Raw genomic sequence first — 18985 nt, forward strand, 5'->3', positions numbered from 1 at the left:
TCCCTGCTTTATGGTTCCTTCAATAAAAATGTAAGCTGCGGATGCGCATAGCTTATAGCAGTTTTCTTTCCATTCAGGGAAAAAGCAGCAGGCCGGCGCGCACTGTATATACCCACCCGTGCATACGGCTGCCCGCTGAAACGCGCATCTATATTATCTTTCCCATAACTAACAATACCGGATAGTTTCGACAGCGATTCATAAATAACTTTTTGTTCCTTTCTTACATAACTGCCATATCCTACAAAAAGATCCTGCAGTTCTTCCGGGTTACCATTGTCTTTATTTTCCGGCCAGGTAAAAGCAAGCAGGTAAGCATCCGTATCCCACCCATTGATGGTATTACAGCTGTTCAAATGCATTTTTCTCCCATCGGCCAACAGGTTCAGGTACACGTCTGTTACTTTTCCATGCTGACGGATACGCACACCAAGATAGTCTTTAGCCTCCATACGTTCTATCTGCGGAATATTGTTATCATTTACAGAATCCTTCAGGATAATAGCGGTTATGAATTTTGTTTGCTTTACTTCTTCAGGATATTGTATAGAGAAATAAGTTTCTGTTTTAGTAAGATCTTTTGCCTGTGGACCGGTTTTCTCCACCAGTTTCATCTTCTCCGGGAAATCATGATTGTATCCTGTTTGTATGAGCGTTTCCGGGAACAGCGGCCGCACCAGCACAGCAGAGTTATGCTGTTGTATACTGATATCCATACCTGTTTTACGCGCCGTTCCGCCAGGATGCAGGAGCCATTCAAACTTACCGGTATCATATGTTTTCACATCATCGATGATCAGGATCACTTTATCCAGCCATAAATAATGTCTGAAATTACGGGTGAAATTACGCGACGTTGGCCCGGTGGCATCCGACAAAATATACTTGATATGGCCTCCATCCAGCAAGTTACTAAGATGTCCTTTCTCCGGAGAGCCGTAGTACTGCTGCTCCGTGGGCTGCGCCTGACCATTAAACAGGATCACATTGTGCGCCTGGCTTTGAAAGAAATAATCCGCATATTCGTTTGATCCATACCCGCTGTTACCCGGATCCTTGATGATGGCTTCTCCCTTGTGAAATAAAATAAAGGAGTTCGCATCCGCATGAGAATGGTTCCAGGTAAAGCCGGATTTAACACCCAGCATAGTCGCGTTCTTTTTCCATGAATCACGCAGGGTAGCCCAGCCAATGGTGCTGAATATTTCAGAAGTGGGCAAATCAGGCAGCGCAGGCGCTTTCCGCATATCCGGCTGATAGGTAATGCCGATAGGCGTATTTACAAACAAGCCTTCGCGGTGCTGGAATTTTTCTATCAGCGATAAATACCAGAGATTATTGGCACGATGATCTCCCATCGCATATAATAACTTCACAGGCCGTTCACCAGCAGCACTCAAACCGCCATCACCAAAATTCAACGAATACAACATGCCATCACGGGGATACGCCACATGCATAAAATAACCCGGCACGTTATCCAGCACAGGTATAACAGGCGCCTGTTTACCCGGATAGGTATTTTCCCAGGCCAAACGGAAAAACAGGTATTCAGATACGCCAAAAGCAGCATAGTTCACACTCTCATACATGGCCCCTTTTTCATCCCAACTTTTGGGTTTAAACTGCAGCTCATCTCCATTAAAGGAAAACCATGCTATCATGGACTGGTTCACCGTTTCCACCCAGCCGGCAGCACGCGGTTCCTCATCAAGAATAGCCAGTGCCGCTACACCCGCCATTCCCACGCAGGCCGACCACCAGTTGTGACCCATAGAGTTAAGCGAATGAATCCTCTTCTCCGGGAAAATCCAGTCGTTCAACGCAGGCAGAATGCCCATGCGAACAACACCACCGGTGATGACTTTCCTTTCCTCCTTTGTAAGCTCACTCCGTATAGCATCATACCCGATGGCAGTTACCCAGCAATTATCTGCCGTTCCCAGATCGGAGGTCCAGGGCGGGTTCCGCTGCATCATCGAGGCATCCGTCCACGATGGCCGGGAGCATAACTGCAACAGGTATTCTTTTATCTTTCCCGCATATTCCTTTTTCCCGGTTACCAGGTAACTCAATGCCAGGTAATCAATTTTTCCTTTGGCATTGCCGCCCTGCAACACGGCATCCGCCTGTTGCAAAATCTCCTGCCAGTTGGCCGCAATAAAAGTATCGGTTTGGATACGTTGTTTCAGCAACGCCACTTTCTCTTCCGTAAAAAACAAATGCGGATGTTGTTTGCCCGGCTGCGCAAACGCAGGGACACAGGAAACAATAATACCAATAATCAGCAGGTTCATTCTTAGTTTATTCATGCGCAGTTATTATTTTTTGAATGTCAGTCCTTCTACAAAACCACCTACCTTGATACGCCCGGAATCGGCATCCATTACCAGTTTGCCATTGATCCGCAGGTTTTCAAAAGTTACGCCTTTTATGCGGTGATCTTTATCCAGCCCGTGTATCACTGACAGACTGCTGCTACCATTGTAACTGATATTTTTAAAAAGAATATTTTCAATTCCCCGGCCCGGACCGGTGTTGTACTTTTTATTAAATACCACACGCAAATTGAGCAGCTGTCCTTCTTCAAAATCTTCTACCCGGATATCTTCAAACCTGATATTTCTTACCAGGTTCAAATCACCATTGCTGATAGCCATACAACCCTCGTAATCCGGATCATCCTCATCCTGTTCCAGGATGTCGATATTCTTAAACAGGATATGCTCAATAGTATCTCCTGCCGCATTAGTATTGCCATGCAAACCAATATTTATGGGGTGCGCGATATCCGCCCACAACGTTGAATTAGTGATAGCGCAGTTACGCACGTTCCCGTAATAATCCCAACGGTGGCCATAAATGGCGATACAGTCGTCCGAGTTACGCATAAACACATCATCGATCACTACGTCTTCACAGCAAAACAAATCAATACCATCGCCCCAGCCCCTGCTGCTGAACGACTTTAAGTTACGGATGGTCAGGTGTTTCGACTCGCCACCCGTAACGGAGTAATGTTTGGGATTAACAACAATGATTCCGTCCAATTCCACGTAATCGGAATATTTTATCAGCACGCCCTCCGGGGCCTGATCAATAATACCTCTGCCAATAATTTTTACCTGCTTCACTTTATCACACAGGAATGCCCCTCTCACAATAGCGCCACCGGCAATGTACACCGTTTTACCACTGGCAATTTTATACGTTTTGGTAACACTGTCTGCAGTATGTACACCCGGACCAAAATATACCACATTCGGATCTGCACTGTCAGGCTTGTTGGTTTCAATAGGATTGGCAAATACATGCAGGTTGCTGCGGGTATCGCCGTTAAACTCTACCGAAATTTTGCGTGGCTGTGATATCGAAAAAGTGATGGTATTACCATTTACAACCGGCTTAATGCCATAAGACAGCGGCCGCACTTTCACCGATTGTACGTTCATATTATTTTTACGTACAGATACTTCCACGGTTCCGGAGCAGTCGAAATACACCATAGAAGCGTCTTTCACATTATCCAGGTCTACTTTTACATTATACTCAAACAAGTCCTGCCACTCCCCGCCTGGCTTACGTACCCGCACGGTATAGTCGTCGTTGTGCATAGAATATATAACCGCTTTTGGAGCCGGGTAAGTAACCAGTTCCTGGGCATCTGCATAAAAACAACAGGCAACAGCAAACAGGAAAAGTATCTTTCCTTTGATCGTATTCATCTTTTACAAACTTTTAGTTTTAAGTACTTCCCTCACCATCATTGGCAATACATAGCTGGCATAGAAAGAAGAAAAATGATGTTTCGCCGCCGTAACAGGATTTACATGCGCAATAAAAAAGCCGCAGACGTTGTTCCGGCAGTCTATCCACGGATAGGCGCCTGCCCAGGAAGGACTTGTAATCAGCGTTGCGGCGCCGCTGCTATCCACTTCTTCGCGCCATAATCCCAGGCCATAAACACCGGGATATGGAACGCCACGGGCAAGCCGCAGAAAATTATCCGCGGGCACAAAAGCATGGCCTGTCTGGCTGGCCGTCATTTCCTGAACAGATTGTTCCGACAGTACCCGTTTACCTTTGTACATGCCTCTGTTAGCAAACATTTCAAGGAAGCGGATATAATCACCCAGCGTGGTGCGGGCGCCACCACCCAGCATGGGACTATGCCCCGGCGTAGTATCCACCGGTGTAAAAAAAGTATGCGTCATGCCCAGCGGGCCGGCTATCTTCTCCTGGAATATAGTTTCCCAATCCTTACCGGTAGCCACTTCCGCCATACGGCCCGCCACCTGCATTCCCAAACCACCATAATGGAAAACCCTTCCCGGCATAGTATCAGCCGGCAAGGGTTGTATAAAAGATACGGATACACGTAGTGATGAGTAGTTGTCCGGTGGCCGGTTAGCCGGTTGATAACCCGGGAAGCCGGAGGTGTGGGAAAACAGTTGCCGCAGTGTAGCCGTACCTTTTATATCCGTAAATTCCGGCAGCCATTTATTTACCGGGTCGTCCCAGGAAAGACGGCCGTCTTCCGTTACGGCAGCCAGTGCTGCTGCCGCGAGCCATTTCCCCGCAGAGGCAATGTATACCTCTGTTTCCGGGGTATACTGTCCATAGCATTTTTCAAAAATAACCCGCCCGTCTTTTACAATCATCAGCGCTGCACCCGGGTAGTACGCCGAATCCAGCCAGCCATTTATTTTATTATTCACAGGCGAGAAGTCATACTTCACTTGTGCATAACCGTTAGGAGGCAACGCGCAAAGCATAGTAATAATACCAATGATAACAACACGATTCATATAAATCATTTATGCAGGACGGATCCATATGGCCTGTCCGCCGGAAGCCAATAAACGTATATCCAGCACCGTAGCCGCCGTTACCTTCATCGTTTTCACGCTTACTTTTGTTTTCGTTCCAACAGCAGGGTCATCCGCGTATATAGTAGCCAGGTATTTTTTTCCGGTTGTTAAAAAAGATAAGGGTACCTTCTGCGTACGTGCGTTATTGTTAGTAACAGCCCCTATAAACCAATCGGTTCCCTTTCTCCGGGCCGTGGTAATAAATTGCCCTGGCTCGCCGTTCAGTATTTTTGTTTCATCCCAGCTGGTGGGTACCTGTTCAAAGAAAGCGATCTCCGGTTCATTTTCATACAATGCCGGTTTATCGTACCAGAACAGGGTTTGCAAAGGGCTATACATTACCACACTCAGCGCCAGCTGATGCGCATGAGTGGTCTTTAACCTCTTATCATAGTAACAAATGGTATAATCGCCCGGTCCGGCAATCATGCGGGTAAAGGGCAACACGGTGTTATGCGTGGCGTCCGGAAACTCCTCGTTGCCCCGGATACCTTCCGCAGTAAGGAAATTAGGCCAGGTGCGCTGTTCACCGGTAGGGCGGTATTCATCATGAATATTCACCATGATGTTATTCTCCGCTGCCTTCTGCAACTCCTTCTGGATCCAGGTGGTCCAGCGATGCGACCCTACCTGTACAAACCCAAACTTAACGCCTGCTACGCCCCAGTTATGATACACTTTATACAGGGAATCCGACTGCGCCAGCAATGCCTGCTGATTTACATACAACCATACCCCTACATTTTTCCCCTTGCCATAAGCAATAATACGGGGCATATCCAGCGGCGCCACTACTTTGGTAGCATCCGATTCAAAGGTGAATGCAGGGCCGTACCATTTCCAGTCGAACAGGATATACTGCAAATGATGGGCAGCGGCAAAGTCGATGTACGCCAGTGCATCTGCCGTCGTTTGGGTCATCACGCGGATAATCTTTCCCGGCCTGATCCAGCTGGCATCCTTTACCTGGGAAGGCTTATTAAGATTTAAAACGATGAAATTATTTTCGATGATATCACCGGCCTTCTCTCCAGCCATGATCACGCGCCAGGGTGTACCCACCGGCGATACCAGGTCGGCAGGATCATGCAGGCTGGTTACAATGGTATTCGGTTTGCTTTTATCCAGTGTAAACTTTGTGCGGGAGTAATCTGTCATCTGCGCTTCCGCGAGACATACAAATTTCCCATCGGGCAACTGCAGGGTTAAGGGGCGCTCGCTGTTGCCGGGCCAGTTGCGCAGCGGCAGCAGGCGATAAGGCGCCTGTGCCCAGCTGGCGTGCCATGCCTGCGTGCCTTCCGGCAAAGTAAAGTTGGTGTTCTCCCCGGTAACCCGGTAATAAGTTCCTTTTTCATTTTCCGGGAAGAAGTAACGTAAGGCAATACCTTCATTGTACGCTCTTATCTCCACATCCATATTATACATGGCGTTATCCTCCTTTACCAGGTGAACCACCGTTTCATTGAAATGATCCCTGATCAGTTCCTGTTCGCCATACACCGGCTTCCAGGTGGTGTCCCGCGCGCTCCGGCTGATCCCCTTTACTACCAGGTTCTCACACCAGTTAGCATGCTGGTCTACTTTCAGCGCCATTGCCTGCTCACTGAGATGGTTATCCAGCTGGATATCCAGCAACGACTCCAGGATTACCGGCGTGTGCTTGTAACTCACGGTATAATACATCTGCCGCCGTTGCTGCACATCCTGGCGCTGATAAAACTGCAGTTCGTAGTTTTTATCGGGCGACTGTAACACCACGCGGCTTTGTTCGATAATAGCATCCTGCGCAATGGCTACTGCTGTGGAAAGCAGGCACAGTCCCAGGCTAATGATTTTCTTATACATCTTTCGTTAAGGATTTATTACAATTCTCGTAGCCGGCTGTTTATTCAGCTGCACCATATATACGCCGGCAGCCACCTGTTTGTCCAGTTGTACGGTTACCACGCCGGAGGTATTCTTCTGGAACAGCTGATCATGCACGCTTTTCCCGTTCATATCATATACGACTATACGCAGATCCCGCTGCAACAGTTGTTTATCTACCCGTACATAAAATTCACGGCCGGTAAGCGGGTTAGGATACAGCAGGGTTGTGTTCAGCTCCTCCGCCGGCGCATACGCAACCATGTTCTTCAAACTCGCCGCCGGAAAGGGTTCTGTTCCATATATCAGCTGATCTTTATAGTAAACAGTTACCCGTTCATTCTCTCCGAAAGCACCCGCCGGTTTATAGGAATAGTCATTTAACTCATTGAATTTACTCCAGTCGGATTTGGAGATCCGGTATTGAATATTACCGGTATTGGCTAAAGGATAAAGGATGCCTGCTGCGCTGTCTGTTTGCAGGTCAAAATAAGTATCGGCACTGTCGGCGGCAGGGTTCACGGCAACAAACCTGCGTGTCACATTGCCGGTGCCAATAGCAGCGTATTCAATCGAGCTGTTCAAAGCGGCATTGCCATCTTTGGTAAACCAATAGCGAAAGGAAAGGTCTTTATACGCCAGTGGCACATTACCCGTATTATTTACCCGGATGTAATGGCTGATGGTATTGGTGTTAGCCACCGTGTTCCGGTTCTGAAAATACACTTTTACCTGCAGGGAATCAGGTATTATTTCCGGCTCGGCGCCTTGTACCAGGATGCCATTCCTGTACAGCGTGAAATGATTGTTCACCGCATAAGCCGCCTGCGCCTGGTAGGAATAATCGTCCGACTCATTCAATACAGGCCAGCCGGCAACGCCAAACCGGGATTTTATTTCACCGGAAGTATGGTTGGGCAGCAGGTTTCCGGCGGTGCTGTCAAAACTGTATTCAATATAGCCATAAGCGCCGTGGTGCGGATTGGGCAAAGCGGCATATTTCATTTTCACCTTACCGCTACCCAACTGCGTATAGTCGACCAGGTTATTAACCGCGCCATTGTAATTTTCAGCCGTAAGCCAGTAACGGGCAGTTAGCTCCCCGTATGGAAAACCAACAGAATCAGCATTAATGATTTTGAAAAAAGGTTTGATCATATTGTTGGTGAGATGCTGGTCATCTCCATCTTTATACTGCACCTGTAACTGCAGTGGCTTGCTTTCCAGCAGCTGCGATACGGTATCGGCAGCGGCATACAGGCTATCACCCGGTTGCGTGGCAACAATCGTACAACTGCCTGCTCCTTTCACCTGTATTTTACCGGCGATGATGGTGGCAATAGTGGTATCTGTACTACTGTAACTAACGGGCAGGCCTGCACTGCTCACGGCGCCGGCATCAAAGGCAGTATCGCCGGGCCTTTTGGCCGGCAGTGCATTAAAGCTGATCGATTGCCCTAACACTACAGACACGTTATCGAAAGTAGAAGTATTGAGAGCAGTGGCGCTGCCGGAGCTTACTGCTACGCCTATGTAGTAGCTGTTACTCATACTGGTAGTAGCTGTGCCTACCATCAGCCAGTTCACGCCATCGGTAGATTCATAGGCGGTAAAAGTACTGCCATTGCGCGTGAGCCGGAACCATGCGGGCAGCCAGGTGTAATCATTGCCGCCGGTCCAGGTCATGCTGCCGGCAGTAGCCGTGCGTGCGCCGAAAGCGGCCTGCCGCCAGCCGGCGTCTCCAAGTTTCATAAAGAATGTTTTCGCATCAGGCGCCAGCGACTCCCGGATCATAATACCCGCTTTACGCAGCGATCCGCTGATAGCAGAAAGCCTGGTGGTGATGGTGGCGTTGCCGGTTACATTTTTACAGGTAAATGCAAAAGCATCGGCAGTGCCGCTGATATCTGTTCCGGCGCCGGTAACCACAAAGCTGTTCCCTGCTACCGCTGCAAAGCTGCTGGTACCCGCGGTAGTTACGCTGCCAATGTCCTGCCGGCTCCAGCCTGTGGGCAGTGTGTCCGAAGCCGCCTGTGGCCGGGCATTTACCGCTGCCGTTTCACTGCTGCTGCCCGACTGGTTCACCGCCGACACCACGTAGTAATAGGTATTGCCGTTGGTAACGGTACCATCCACATAGCTGGAAGTCGTATTATCTGTCCACGACGCAATCGTCGTATAGGGGCCACCGTTAGCATCCGCTCTTTTTACTATATAGCCCTGCGCTGTATTACCCGGAGGCGCTGTCCATTTCAGCCATACCCGCGAAATACCCGCGGTGGCTGTTAAGCCGGCAGGAGCCGCCGGCGTGGGCAATGGCGGATAAGGGGATGCAGCGGCATCCAGCGTAAAGGCCAGGGTACCATAACCAAAATGATCGGCACTGCCATGCTCCGGCCGCATCAGCTGCGCCATCGCCTGTGTATTGGGCGCACTCAATCCTTTCCTCACTACATAATGATTATAGATCATCTCCCATATGGGACGGTCATCGAGCCGGCCGCGCCCATTGATAGATACCCATCGCTGGTTGGCATTCTTACAGTTATTATAAGCTGTATAGGGTACCTCATTCCAGAGATTTGTTTTGGCTACGTATTCCGCACCTGCGAGCAGGCGGTTATTATCATAACTATAAAGATCCAGTCCCTGGTTCCATGCCACCTCGCAAACGCTGGCCAGCAGCCCTACTCCCAGTTGCGCATGCTCCTGGTCACGACCGCTTTCCTGCCACTGTCCCAGGCCGCCGGGATGCAGCACGTATACCGCATTGGCAATGCTTCCAGCGCCGGGCCCGGTTTTGTAGTAGGTGATTGCTTCATTATATTTTGCGGTATCATCGCATAATACGCCTATCGTAAGGATAGCGCCTATGTTACACGCATCCCAGTTGGCCCAGTAGTTAGTGATACAGGCGCCGTTATGATTGGTAAGAAAGTTATGGCACACGGGGTACCAGTAAGTGATCATCATATCTTTAAACTGCGTAAAATCAGCAGGCGCCCAGCGCGGGCTGATACGCAGCAACTCTGCTGCCAGTGCAAATTCAAATATGGGAATACCACTCAGCCCCGGGATATCGGTACCGGTAGGCACCTGGTTCACGGCTGCCGACCATGCATTACAGATCCTGATGGCACAATCAGCATAACTGGTGTCGCCGGAAATATACCAGCGAAGCGCATTCAGGTAAGCAGCATGCGCATCGGCGGAAGCGCGTTGCCTGCTCCCGCCCATATTGGCGCGGGGTGCAGGCGTATAAGTATTCCGTGCCTGGGGATCTGCAATCAGCCGGTTCCAGTCGTCAATCCAGGGATGAGCCCCGGCGGCTACTTTAGCTTTCATCCGGTCGAGGTCTGCCTGTGTATGCAAACCACCCGGATGAACAAACGACTGGGCTTTCACCTGGGTGTATGTGCTGGTTAACAGCAACAATGAACAAAGAATATACTTGTGCATAACTGTGGAATTAAAGGGTTATTCCCATCCCGGGTTTTGTTTAAGTTGAGGGTTTAGCTGGATCTGGTTCGTAGGTATGGGGATCAGGTAATTCTTTTCTGTAAACTTTCTTTCGCTCACAGGATCGGCGAGTACGTCTCCATCAGCGGTAAGCGGCGGCGCCTTCGTATACTTAGTGGCAAACTCGGTGCCTGCCCAGCGTACGCCCAGCAATGGTTTCGTCAGTTCAATATGCGCAATATGCCAGCGTTTCAGGTCGTCCATCCGCTGACCTTCTCCCTGTAATTCCACGGCTCTTTCTCTTCTTATTTCCTCCCGCATATCCAGACCATGAAGCGCTGCAAAACTATTGCTCAGTTTGGGCATGGCATTGCTGGTATTGATACGCAGCCGCACCAGGTTTAAAGAGCGGTCCAGGTCTGCATCTGTGATCAGGCCATTGCGTTCGTATACAGCTTCGGCATAGTTAAGATATACTTCTGCCAGCCGCAATACCGGGTAATCATATCCCTCCTGGCTGTTGGGCACCTTTCTTTCAGCAGCCCATTGCTGGTTGTTATACGCGGTAATATCATTGGCCCAGGGATCAAACAGCGGGCGGGCATTAGCGATATCGGCGGGGCTCCAGTCCCAGTTGATATGCCAGTTGGTGGCATTCTGCCAGTATAAATACCCGGGTACCATCATGAAGTAACGCATGCGGTTATCGCGTTGCTGGTATTCGGAATTCATTTTAGCGCGACTGAAAGCCGTTGCCGTTTTGCTGATCGGCAGGCCATCGCTGCACAGGTACATATCGGCCATTTTACGGCTCATATCTGCCCCCAGCGCTCCAAAGGAAATCTGGTTGGGAATTGTTTTCAGCAGGTTATTCGATTCATAGCGTACAGCCAGGATATATTCATTGTTTAATGCTTTGGTAACGCCTGCCGGGTTGGATTTCTGGTTCTCCAGGATAAACAGGTACTTCAGCGCAGAATCACCGAGTACCGCAGGTTTAAACAAAGAGAACTGCGCACTGGAAATCACTGCGTCTGAATTGGCGATCGACTTACTCAGCAAAGCATTATACCGGCTGGCATCTCCATTCCGGTACTTCTGCCAGGTGCCTTCGTATAAACAAACCCTTCCCAGGAAAGCCTGTGCGGCCTGTTTACTGATGCGGCCTTTATCGGCATCGCCTATAGCGCCCTCCAGTGGCAGGTCCGGAATAGCCGCCTCCAGGTCTGCAATAATGAAATCGATGGTTTCATCACGGGTATTGCGTGCAGCGGTCAATTCAGGAGATGTTGTAGTTAACACATCTTCCACCAGGATTACGCCGCCATAGGAAGTGAGCAGTTTATCAAAGTACACATAAGCGCGGAAAAATTTTGCTTCCGCTACATATTGTTTCAGCTCCGCCGGGTTTGCATACCCACTTGCTTTCGCCAGCAGGTAATTGATATTGCGGATCCATTTATAGGCATCGTTATAGTTGTTATCATTAGACACAATGGTGTTGGTGCCGCGGGCAATAGCGCCACGATCGGCCGCCAGGTCGGACCCGGTATGACCATCGCCGTTACCATTGCTGAAAGAACGCAGGTAATTATAAAAAGTATTGGCCGCCAGTTTAAAATCATTGGGCTTCCTGTAAAAATTGGTGTCCTGCACTGCATCCTTTGGTTTCAGGTCCAGTGCGCTTTTACAACCATAAGGTGTTATTGCAAACAGGTAAGCTGCCAATATCAGCGGAGTATATTTCAAAATCTTTTTCATGTGAATGCTTTTTTGTTGGAAACTAGAAAGTAACGTTTACGCCAAAGGTGATCAGGCGGAAGAAAGGATAGCGTTGCGCTCCGCCAATTACGTCGGAAGTTTGTTCCGGATCCCATTTGTCTTCCACTTTGGTGAACTCCCAGATGTCGTTGGCAGACACGTATACCCGTAACCGTTGCATCTTTATCCGTTTGGATAATTCAGGCGAAAGCGTATAGCCGAGCACGATATTCTTCAAACGGATGTAAGCGCCGTTTTGCATAGACCAGTCGGAGATCTGGTAATTATAAGCCGCATAGTTACCAAACCCTTTATTGGTAGCAGTAGTCAAAATAGGCAACTCCGCATTGGGATTATCGGGTGTCCATGTTTTACCTACCCACCAGTCGCCATGTCCCTGCCAGATGGTACCAAACGGCGTACTCCAGTCGGAGCGACGATAAATCTGTTGTTTGGCAACGCCCTGGAATACGGCGCTGAAATCAAACCCATTCCATTCACCGCCAAAGTTTACAGCATATACATACCGTGGATCGCTTCTGCCCAGGTACACTACATCGCCATCAGGGATAGGATTGCCATTAGCATCTTTCTTTCCAAGTAAATACTGGTTGGCGCCCGCATTGGTGAGCCTTCCATCTCCGTTAATATCTTTATAACGGTTAATTCCTTTGATCATCTGCGTAGCGCCGGGCATATTGGGAATACTGCTTCCGGGCACCAGGCTGGCATAATCTGCCGCTTCTTTATCTGTCTGAATACGGCCATCATACTTAAATCCAAAATAAGAATTCAGTGCATACCCTTCTAAGTTCTGTTTACCCGCAGCAACAATATTGGCGCCACCAAAATTCACCAGCTTATTGCTGTTGTCGGTGAGCGTTCCGTTAATATAGTAAGATACCTTGCCTATCTGATCTCTCCAGCCTATGGACATTTCCCATCCCCATACCTTCAGTGCGCCAATGTTGGCTGATGGCGCCACAGCGCCTAATACAGCGGAGTATACCTGCGGCAGGAGCATGTTATTATTCTGCTTCCAGAAGTAATCGAATGTACCGTACAAATGACTGTTCAGTACCGTAAAGTCCACACCGATGTTCTGGTTATGCACTTTCTCCCAGGTTCTGTTCAGGCTTACCAGCGTATCTCTCGGACCAGCCATCACGGAGCGGGAACTGTAATTGCCGAGTACCGCGCCCTGGCCGAAATTTACCCGGGAAATATAATCGTATAGTCCTATACCCGACTGGTTACCTACCGTACCTGCGGAGCCGCGCAGTTTTAATTCGTTTACAAATTTTATGTTGCGCATAAAGTTCTCCTGCGAAATACGCCAGCCTGCAGAAAGACCGGAATAAAATTTCCAGCGGTGATCTGCATCAAACCGGGAACTGCCATCGTAACGACCGTTGGCTTCAAAAAGATATTTATCCTTATAAGCGTAGTTAAAACGACCAAATGCAGACCCGATGGCCCATTCGGAGATATTTTCCGCATTGGAGCGGGTGGTGTTATCACCCAACCCAAGACCTAAAGCCGGCACATCATTGCTGGCCAGGTTGGTAGTAGTGGTGGAGAAAAAGTTGTTCTGATCACGTTCATAGTTAATACCTGCCACCACCGAAAAATTGTGTACGGTTTTTATATTCTTTTTATACTCGAGATAAGCATTGGTATTAAAATAAACATCCCTTAACTCTCCCCTGGTGTAGGAAGACTGATCCTGTGAAGGATTATCGAGGTATTGGTAACTTTCTGAATAATTGTAGATGCCGGATATTGATTTATACTGGTTCTTCGTACCTATAGACGTCCAGTTATAACCTACTGATCCTATCAGCTTCAGATCTTTAGCGAGGGTGAAGTCGAGCCGTGTATTGGCAAACACGCGGCTGTTGTATGTTTTCGACTCTCCGCCCAGCTCCAGCAACCAGTTGCGTGCAGGTTGCGTACCCCAGGCATAAGGCTTGCCGTGGATAGTAGCCACGGGAAAACCAGGTTGCGAACCATAATTGATTTCACCCTGCCGGGTAGGTACTACCACATCATTTTTCTCCATTGAGATATTGGTATACATTTTAAACCAGGGCGCAAAAGTATAATCGTGCGTAAAGCGTACGTTATAGCGTTTGTTGGAGTTCTGGCCCCATTTGAGCATACTGCCGTCGTCCATATAACCGAGCGATAAACGGTACCCCATTTTGTCTGTGGCCGCAGATATACTCAGGTCGTGCTGTGTAGAGGTAGCCCTTCCGTTGCCCCACAGGATATCTATCGGGTTGGTATCAAAAAAAGTATAGTCCTTTACATCTGTAAAACCAATGGTTTCGCCTCCTGCCTGGTAAGCCGGTGTGTTTTTATCGATATACAAACTATCGGGGCGGTTGATCCATGCCCGTGCATATTTGGTCCAGATCCAGTTTTCATCGGGTACGCCACCGGTAGAAGCGTTGGAGATCGCCTGGAGCATATATTGCCCATACTGATCACTGCCCAGGAAGGATGGTTTTAAACCCATTCTTTTTTGTGACACCGAGCCGTTGTACTGGATAGAAGGCAGTCCGGCTTTTGCTCTTTTAGTGGTGATCAGCACCACGCCCCCTGCTGCACGTGCACCGTAAATGGCTGCTGCCGCATCTTTCAGGAACGACATATTATCTATATCCGATGGATTGATAGAATTGAGTACGCCCACGCCCTGCATCGGAATGCCGTCTATTACCACCAGCGGTTCTGTACCATTGGTAGAAGTGGCGCCTCTCATCTGGAAGTTCCAGCCCTCCTGCCCGGGGGCTGCGGCCCTGCGGGTAACGATCACACCGGGTACCTGGCCCTGCAGTGATGCCAGTGGATTGGATACCACGCCGCGGTCCTGGAATACCTTTGAGTCTACTGTGGCAATAGCGCCGGTGAGGGTGGCTTTCTTCTGCTGACCGTACCCCACTACCACTACTTCATTCATGTCCGCATTATTAATCTCCAGTTTAATGGTGATGGCGGTTCTGTTGCCCACAGGCAGTTCCAGCGCTTTAAACCCGATGCTGCTGATCACCAGTATATCGGTGGGTGCTGCTTTAACACTAAAGCGACCGTTGGCATCTGTGGCGGCGCCGGTATTAGCGCCTTTTACGCGAACGGTGGCGCCTATCACGGGCTCATTCTTCGTGGCGTCCGATACCGTGCCTGTTACCGTTTTTAAGTCTTGTGAATAAACAGCTGACGGCATGCCCAGGAGAAAAATGCAGGGCAGCACACAGCGATAAACGACATGGTTGTACAATCGTTTCATAACGGGATAATTTTATGTTTTAATAAATGAATGGTTGTTGTGCGGGCAGCTGTTGCGCCTGGCTTAATTGAAAAGGAAACCATTCCATACATCGTGGATTAAATCCTGGTTGCATTGTTTTAATTTTTATCAGTAACGTGAATAATTCCGGGATGCCGGTTAATCGATTAAGTTATATTCTCAAGCAAACGTTTGCATGTAATTATGAAGATGAATACTTTTTGCTGTTTGTCCGCAAAGACGACTCCCGGATGATCAGCCGGGTGGGCAATACAACGGTTGAAGCGCGGGAAATATCTGCTGTATCCGCCATGCAGGCAATGAGCTTTTTCATCACCTGTTCTGATATTTCCTGCATCGGTTGTGCAACAGCGGTGATAGCAGGAGAAAACAGGGAGAAATGTGTGTTATCATCAAAGCCCACAATAGCCATATCGGTAGGAACCTTTTTGTGCAGGTTGTTAATAGCATCCAGTCCGCTGATGGCGAGGTAGTTGGTGGCAAATAGTACACCGTTCATGTCCTTATTCTTTTTGATAAACAGTTTGACTTTCTCCGCAATCTTGTCCGGGTGAAGCCGGTAAGGGATCTTCAATACCCGGAGCTGTATGCCTGCTTCCTGCAGGGCTGCTGTATAACCGGCCAGGCGGTCGCTCATCTGGACCTGCGTTGAATCCAGTGTAACAAAGCCGATGTGCCGCGAGCCCTGTTCCAGCATATGCCGCGTAGCCTGGTAGGCGCCATTGAAATTGTCCACTACCACGTTCACGGTGGGCAGCCCGGGGAAATACCGGTCGAAAAGGATCACCGGCAGGTGATCATCTATCAAAGCCTTTACCTCCTGCTCAATACCCGGCGCCGGTGCAATAATATAACCATCTACCTGTGCATCGCGGAACACTTTGATCAGTGCCTGCGTAATACGCGTATCGTTTTCTGTACTGGAATAAAAGATCTTATAGTCAAGCCGGCTGGCTATTTTTTCTACCTCCCTGGCAATACTTGAAAAGAAAGGATCGGCGATATCTTCCACCAGCATGCCAATGGTTTTGCTTTTACCGGTACGCAGGCTTTTAGCCACCATGTTAGGCCGGTAGCCCGCCTGCCGCGCAAAAGCCAGGATCCTCTTTTCCTGTACGGCGCTGATGCGTTTCTCCTGTGCCTTTCCGTTCAGCACATAGGAAACCGTGGCAGAGGACACATTTAATTGCCGGGCAATGTCATGAATAGATATCTTCTTATACACGTGGATTGAGCTTAATCGATTATGCCGTAGATCTGAAAAAAATAAAATTCTCCCCCGGCAGACTGTAAAAAGTAGCCCGCAAACATTGAATTTCTAATTAATTGTCAAATTAACACTTATATTTGAACTACTGCCATCAGCCGGACTATTTATTAGGGCAAACGTTTGCATAAATATGGGCTTCTATCTTTTAAATATTTTTTAATAGCCATGTTATGATAAAGCAACCAATCACAATTAAAGACATTGCCAGATCACTGGGCCTCTCCTTTTCCACGGTATCCAGGGCATTGAAAGGAAGTTACAAGATCAGCGACGCCACACAACAGCTGGTAAAGGAATATGCTGCCAAACATAACTACCGCCCCAACCTCATGGCCCAGAGCCTGAAGAACAAAAAAAGCCGCTGCCTGGGCATCGCCCTCAGCAGTATCCCCAATAATTTTTATGCGGAAGTAATCAGCGGCATAGAATCGGCCGCTTATAATAAGGACTACCTGGTGATGATCACCCAAAACGATGAATCTTATGAAAGAGAGATAAAAAACCTGGAAAATCTTTCCTGGCGGGCCATCGACGGACTACTCCTTTCCTTATCCGCCGGCACTACCGATGTAGGGCATATACAGCAACTACATGAACAGGGACTGCCCATCGTATTATTCGACCGTGTTACGGATGCCATCAACACCCACCAGGTGATTGCCGATAATAAAGGCGGCGCCTTTAATGCCACCACACACCTGCTGGAATGCGGCTACCGGCATATTGCACACATCACCGGCGCCGCTGGTCTTTCTATTACAAAAGAACGCCTGCAGGGTTACCAGGATGCATTGCTGGCCCATCACCTGCCTGTGCGCGACAGCTACATCAAATACTGCGATGCCTGCGGCAACAATATTCCCGAAGCCGAAAACGCTATCCGCGAACTGCTGTCGCTGGAAACGCCGCCGGATGCATTGCTGGTAGGATCAGACCGGCTTACCATGCGCTGCTTTTCCCTCCTGCACGAACAAGGTATACGCATCCCCCAACAAATGGCCCTCGCCGGGTTCAGCAATTTCAGCTCCCCGGAACTCCTGTCGCCCTCCCTCACCACCATCCGGCAATCTGCCTTTGAAATGGGAAAAATCGCCGCGGAACTGCTGATAGACCTGATAGAAAGGAAACGGCCGCTCACCACTTTTGAAACAAGGGTCCTGCCTACTCATCTCTGCATCCGGAACTCCACTATTGGCCATCCCCTATCGCCTTCCGCTTCCGGTACAACAGGAACACGCGGTACATCACCAATGCACTCGCAAGGATCAGGAGTACATAGCTAAACGACAAATGCCTGCCATCTTCGGCAGGCAACACATATATCAATCCATAACTCAGCATGGAAACAATTACATAACACAACCCACCCGTGAGCCCGCCGGCTATCCCCGCATTTTTGGGAAATATCTGCAAACAAAAAGTAAAGTAATTATTGTAGGTAAACCCTGCGCCCACATGCACCAGGAAAGCAAACGCCAGTATGGTCCACAACCCGCCATACAGGGAAAACATCACCAGCAAGAGCAACGCCGCTGCCAATTGCAACACCACGTTGATGCTCATCTTCTTCACAAAAGGTTTATTGATCATCCCCTTCCCTAAAAATCCGCCCACCATCCAGGCAAAACCCAGGAACAGCGAACAGTAACCAGTGATCACGGGCGACAGGTTAAAATAATGCTCAATAATAAAAGGACCGGACATGTTATATACCATCACCATCGAATAGGCGAGCCCCAGCATCACTATACCCAGTATAAAACTGCCGGTACGGATCATCCCGTAATAAATAGACAGGATCTTTGCCGGGTGAAACGGCGTGGTATGCTGGATGGTTTCCCCGCTGAAGATCAACTCCATCAATAATAACACAGCGGCAAAACCACCCAGGAAATAAAAGTTGGATTCCCAGCCAAAGTTCACTTCAAGATATCCGCCGATAAAAGGCGCTACAATAGGGCCGGTAGACCAGATAATCGTAAAAAGACTCAGGTAATGCTTCAACTGCTCGCCCTTGTAGAGGTCTACAATAAAGGCGCGTTTGCTTACCACCATCGCTGCTATGGTAATACCATGCAGCACCCTCATGGCGTAAATCACATAAATATTGTGCGTGTTGGCAATGGTAACACAGGATGCACAAAAGATCAGCATCGCCACCAATGCAATCCGGTACCGGCCAAAACTATCCAGCAGGCCACCTATAAAAAGCTGCGATAAACCGTAGCTGATCAGGAAAAGACTCAGCGTAAGCTGGGCCTGGCTGTTGGAAATACTGAGGGCATGCGTCATGCCCGGCAGCGACGGGATGTATATGTCCGTGGCAAACCCCGACATGGGAATCATGGCAAAAGCCAACAGCGTGGCTATTCCTATATTCTTATCTTTTATTCTTTGTTGCTTAACGTTGCCGGTGGTCATATTACAGTTGCTGGTGATTCATTC

10 protein-coding genes are annotated in these 18985 nt (G+C 48.9%); 1 reads left to right on the forward strand and 9 read right to left on the reverse strand.

Going from position 1 to position 18985, the window contains the following annotated elements:
- Positions 1-8: 8 nt before the first annotated feature.
- The 8 genes from V7S65_RS30960 to V7S65_RS30995 all read right to left on the reverse strand — a co-directional run bounded on the left by V7S65_RS30960 (position 9) and on the right by V7S65_RS30995 (position 16495).
- Positions 9-2312, reverse strand: coding sequence for a heparinase II/III domain-containing protein (locus V7S65_RS30960; protein ID WP_336389432.1), 2304 nt, complete (start codon positions 2310-2312; stop codon positions 9-11).
- Between the two features lie 9 nt (positions 2313-2321).
- Positions 2322-3725: a glycosyl hydrolase family 28 protein gene (locus V7S65_RS30965; RefSeq protein ID WP_336389433.1), complete on the reverse strand. Its 1404-nt coding sequence runs from the start codon at positions 3723-3725 to the stop codon at positions 2322-2324.
- Positions 3726-3728: 3 nt separating this feature from the next.
- Positions 3729-4808, reverse strand: coding sequence for a serine hydrolase domain-containing protein (locus V7S65_RS30970; RefSeq protein ID WP_336389434.1), 1080 nt, complete (start codon positions 4806-4808; stop codon positions 3729-3731).
- 9 nt (positions 4809-4817) lie between these two features.
- The gene (locus V7S65_RS30975) at positions 4818-6716 is read right to left on the reverse strand and encodes a glycoside hydrolase family 97 protein (protein WP_336389435.1); all 1899 of its coding nucleotides are present in this window, start codon (positions 6714-6716) and stop codon (positions 4818-4820) included.
- A gap of 6 nt (positions 6717-6722) precedes the next feature.
- The gene (locus V7S65_RS30980) at positions 6723-10196 is read right to left on the reverse strand and encodes a cellulose binding domain-containing protein (RefSeq protein WP_336389436.1); all 3474 of its coding nucleotides are present in this window, start codon (positions 10194-10196) and stop codon (positions 6723-6725) included.
- 18 nt (positions 10197-10214) lie between these two features.
- Positions 10215-11957: a RagB/SusD family nutrient uptake outer membrane protein gene (locus V7S65_RS30985; protein WP_336389437.1), complete on the reverse strand. Its 1743-nt coding sequence runs from the start codon at positions 11955-11957 to the stop codon at positions 10215-10217.
- A gap of 22 nt (positions 11958-11979) precedes the next feature.
- Positions 11980-15249, reverse strand: coding sequence for a SusC/RagA family TonB-linked outer membrane protein (locus tag V7S65_RS30990; protein ID WP_336389438.1), 3270 nt, complete (start codon positions 15247-15249; stop codon positions 11980-11982).
- 202 nt (positions 15250-15451) lie between these two features.
- Positions 15452-16495: a LacI family DNA-binding transcriptional regulator gene (locus tag V7S65_RS30995; RefSeq protein ID WP_336389439.1), complete on the reverse strand. Its 1044-nt coding sequence runs from the start codon at positions 16493-16495 to the stop codon at positions 15452-15454.
- A 215-nt stretch (positions 16496-16710) separates the two neighbouring features.
- Here V7S65_RS30995 and V7S65_RS31000 point away from each other — a divergent pair, with 215 nt between their 5' ends.
- Positions 16711-17823, forward strand: coding sequence for a LacI family DNA-binding transcriptional regulator (locus V7S65_RS31000; RefSeq protein ID WP_336389440.1), 1113 nt, complete (start codon positions 16711-16713; stop codon positions 17821-17823).
- Here the strand turns inward: V7S65_RS31000 and V7S65_RS31005 are convergent.
- Positions 17729-18961: an MFS transporter gene (locus V7S65_RS31005; RefSeq protein ID WP_336389441.1), complete on the reverse strand. Its 1233-nt coding sequence runs from the start codon at positions 18959-18961 to the stop codon at positions 17729-17731. The genes V7S65_RS31000 and V7S65_RS31005 overlap by 95 nt on opposite strands.
- Positions 18962-18985: the final 24 nt, after the last annotated feature.

The sequence above is a fragment of the Chitinophaga sp. CCNWYY40 genome, assembly GCF_037483205.1.
In the GTDB taxonomy this organism is placed as follows: domain Bacteria; phylum Bacteroidota; class Bacteroidia; order Chitinophagales; family Chitinophagaceae; genus Chitinophaga; species Chitinophaga ginsengisegetis.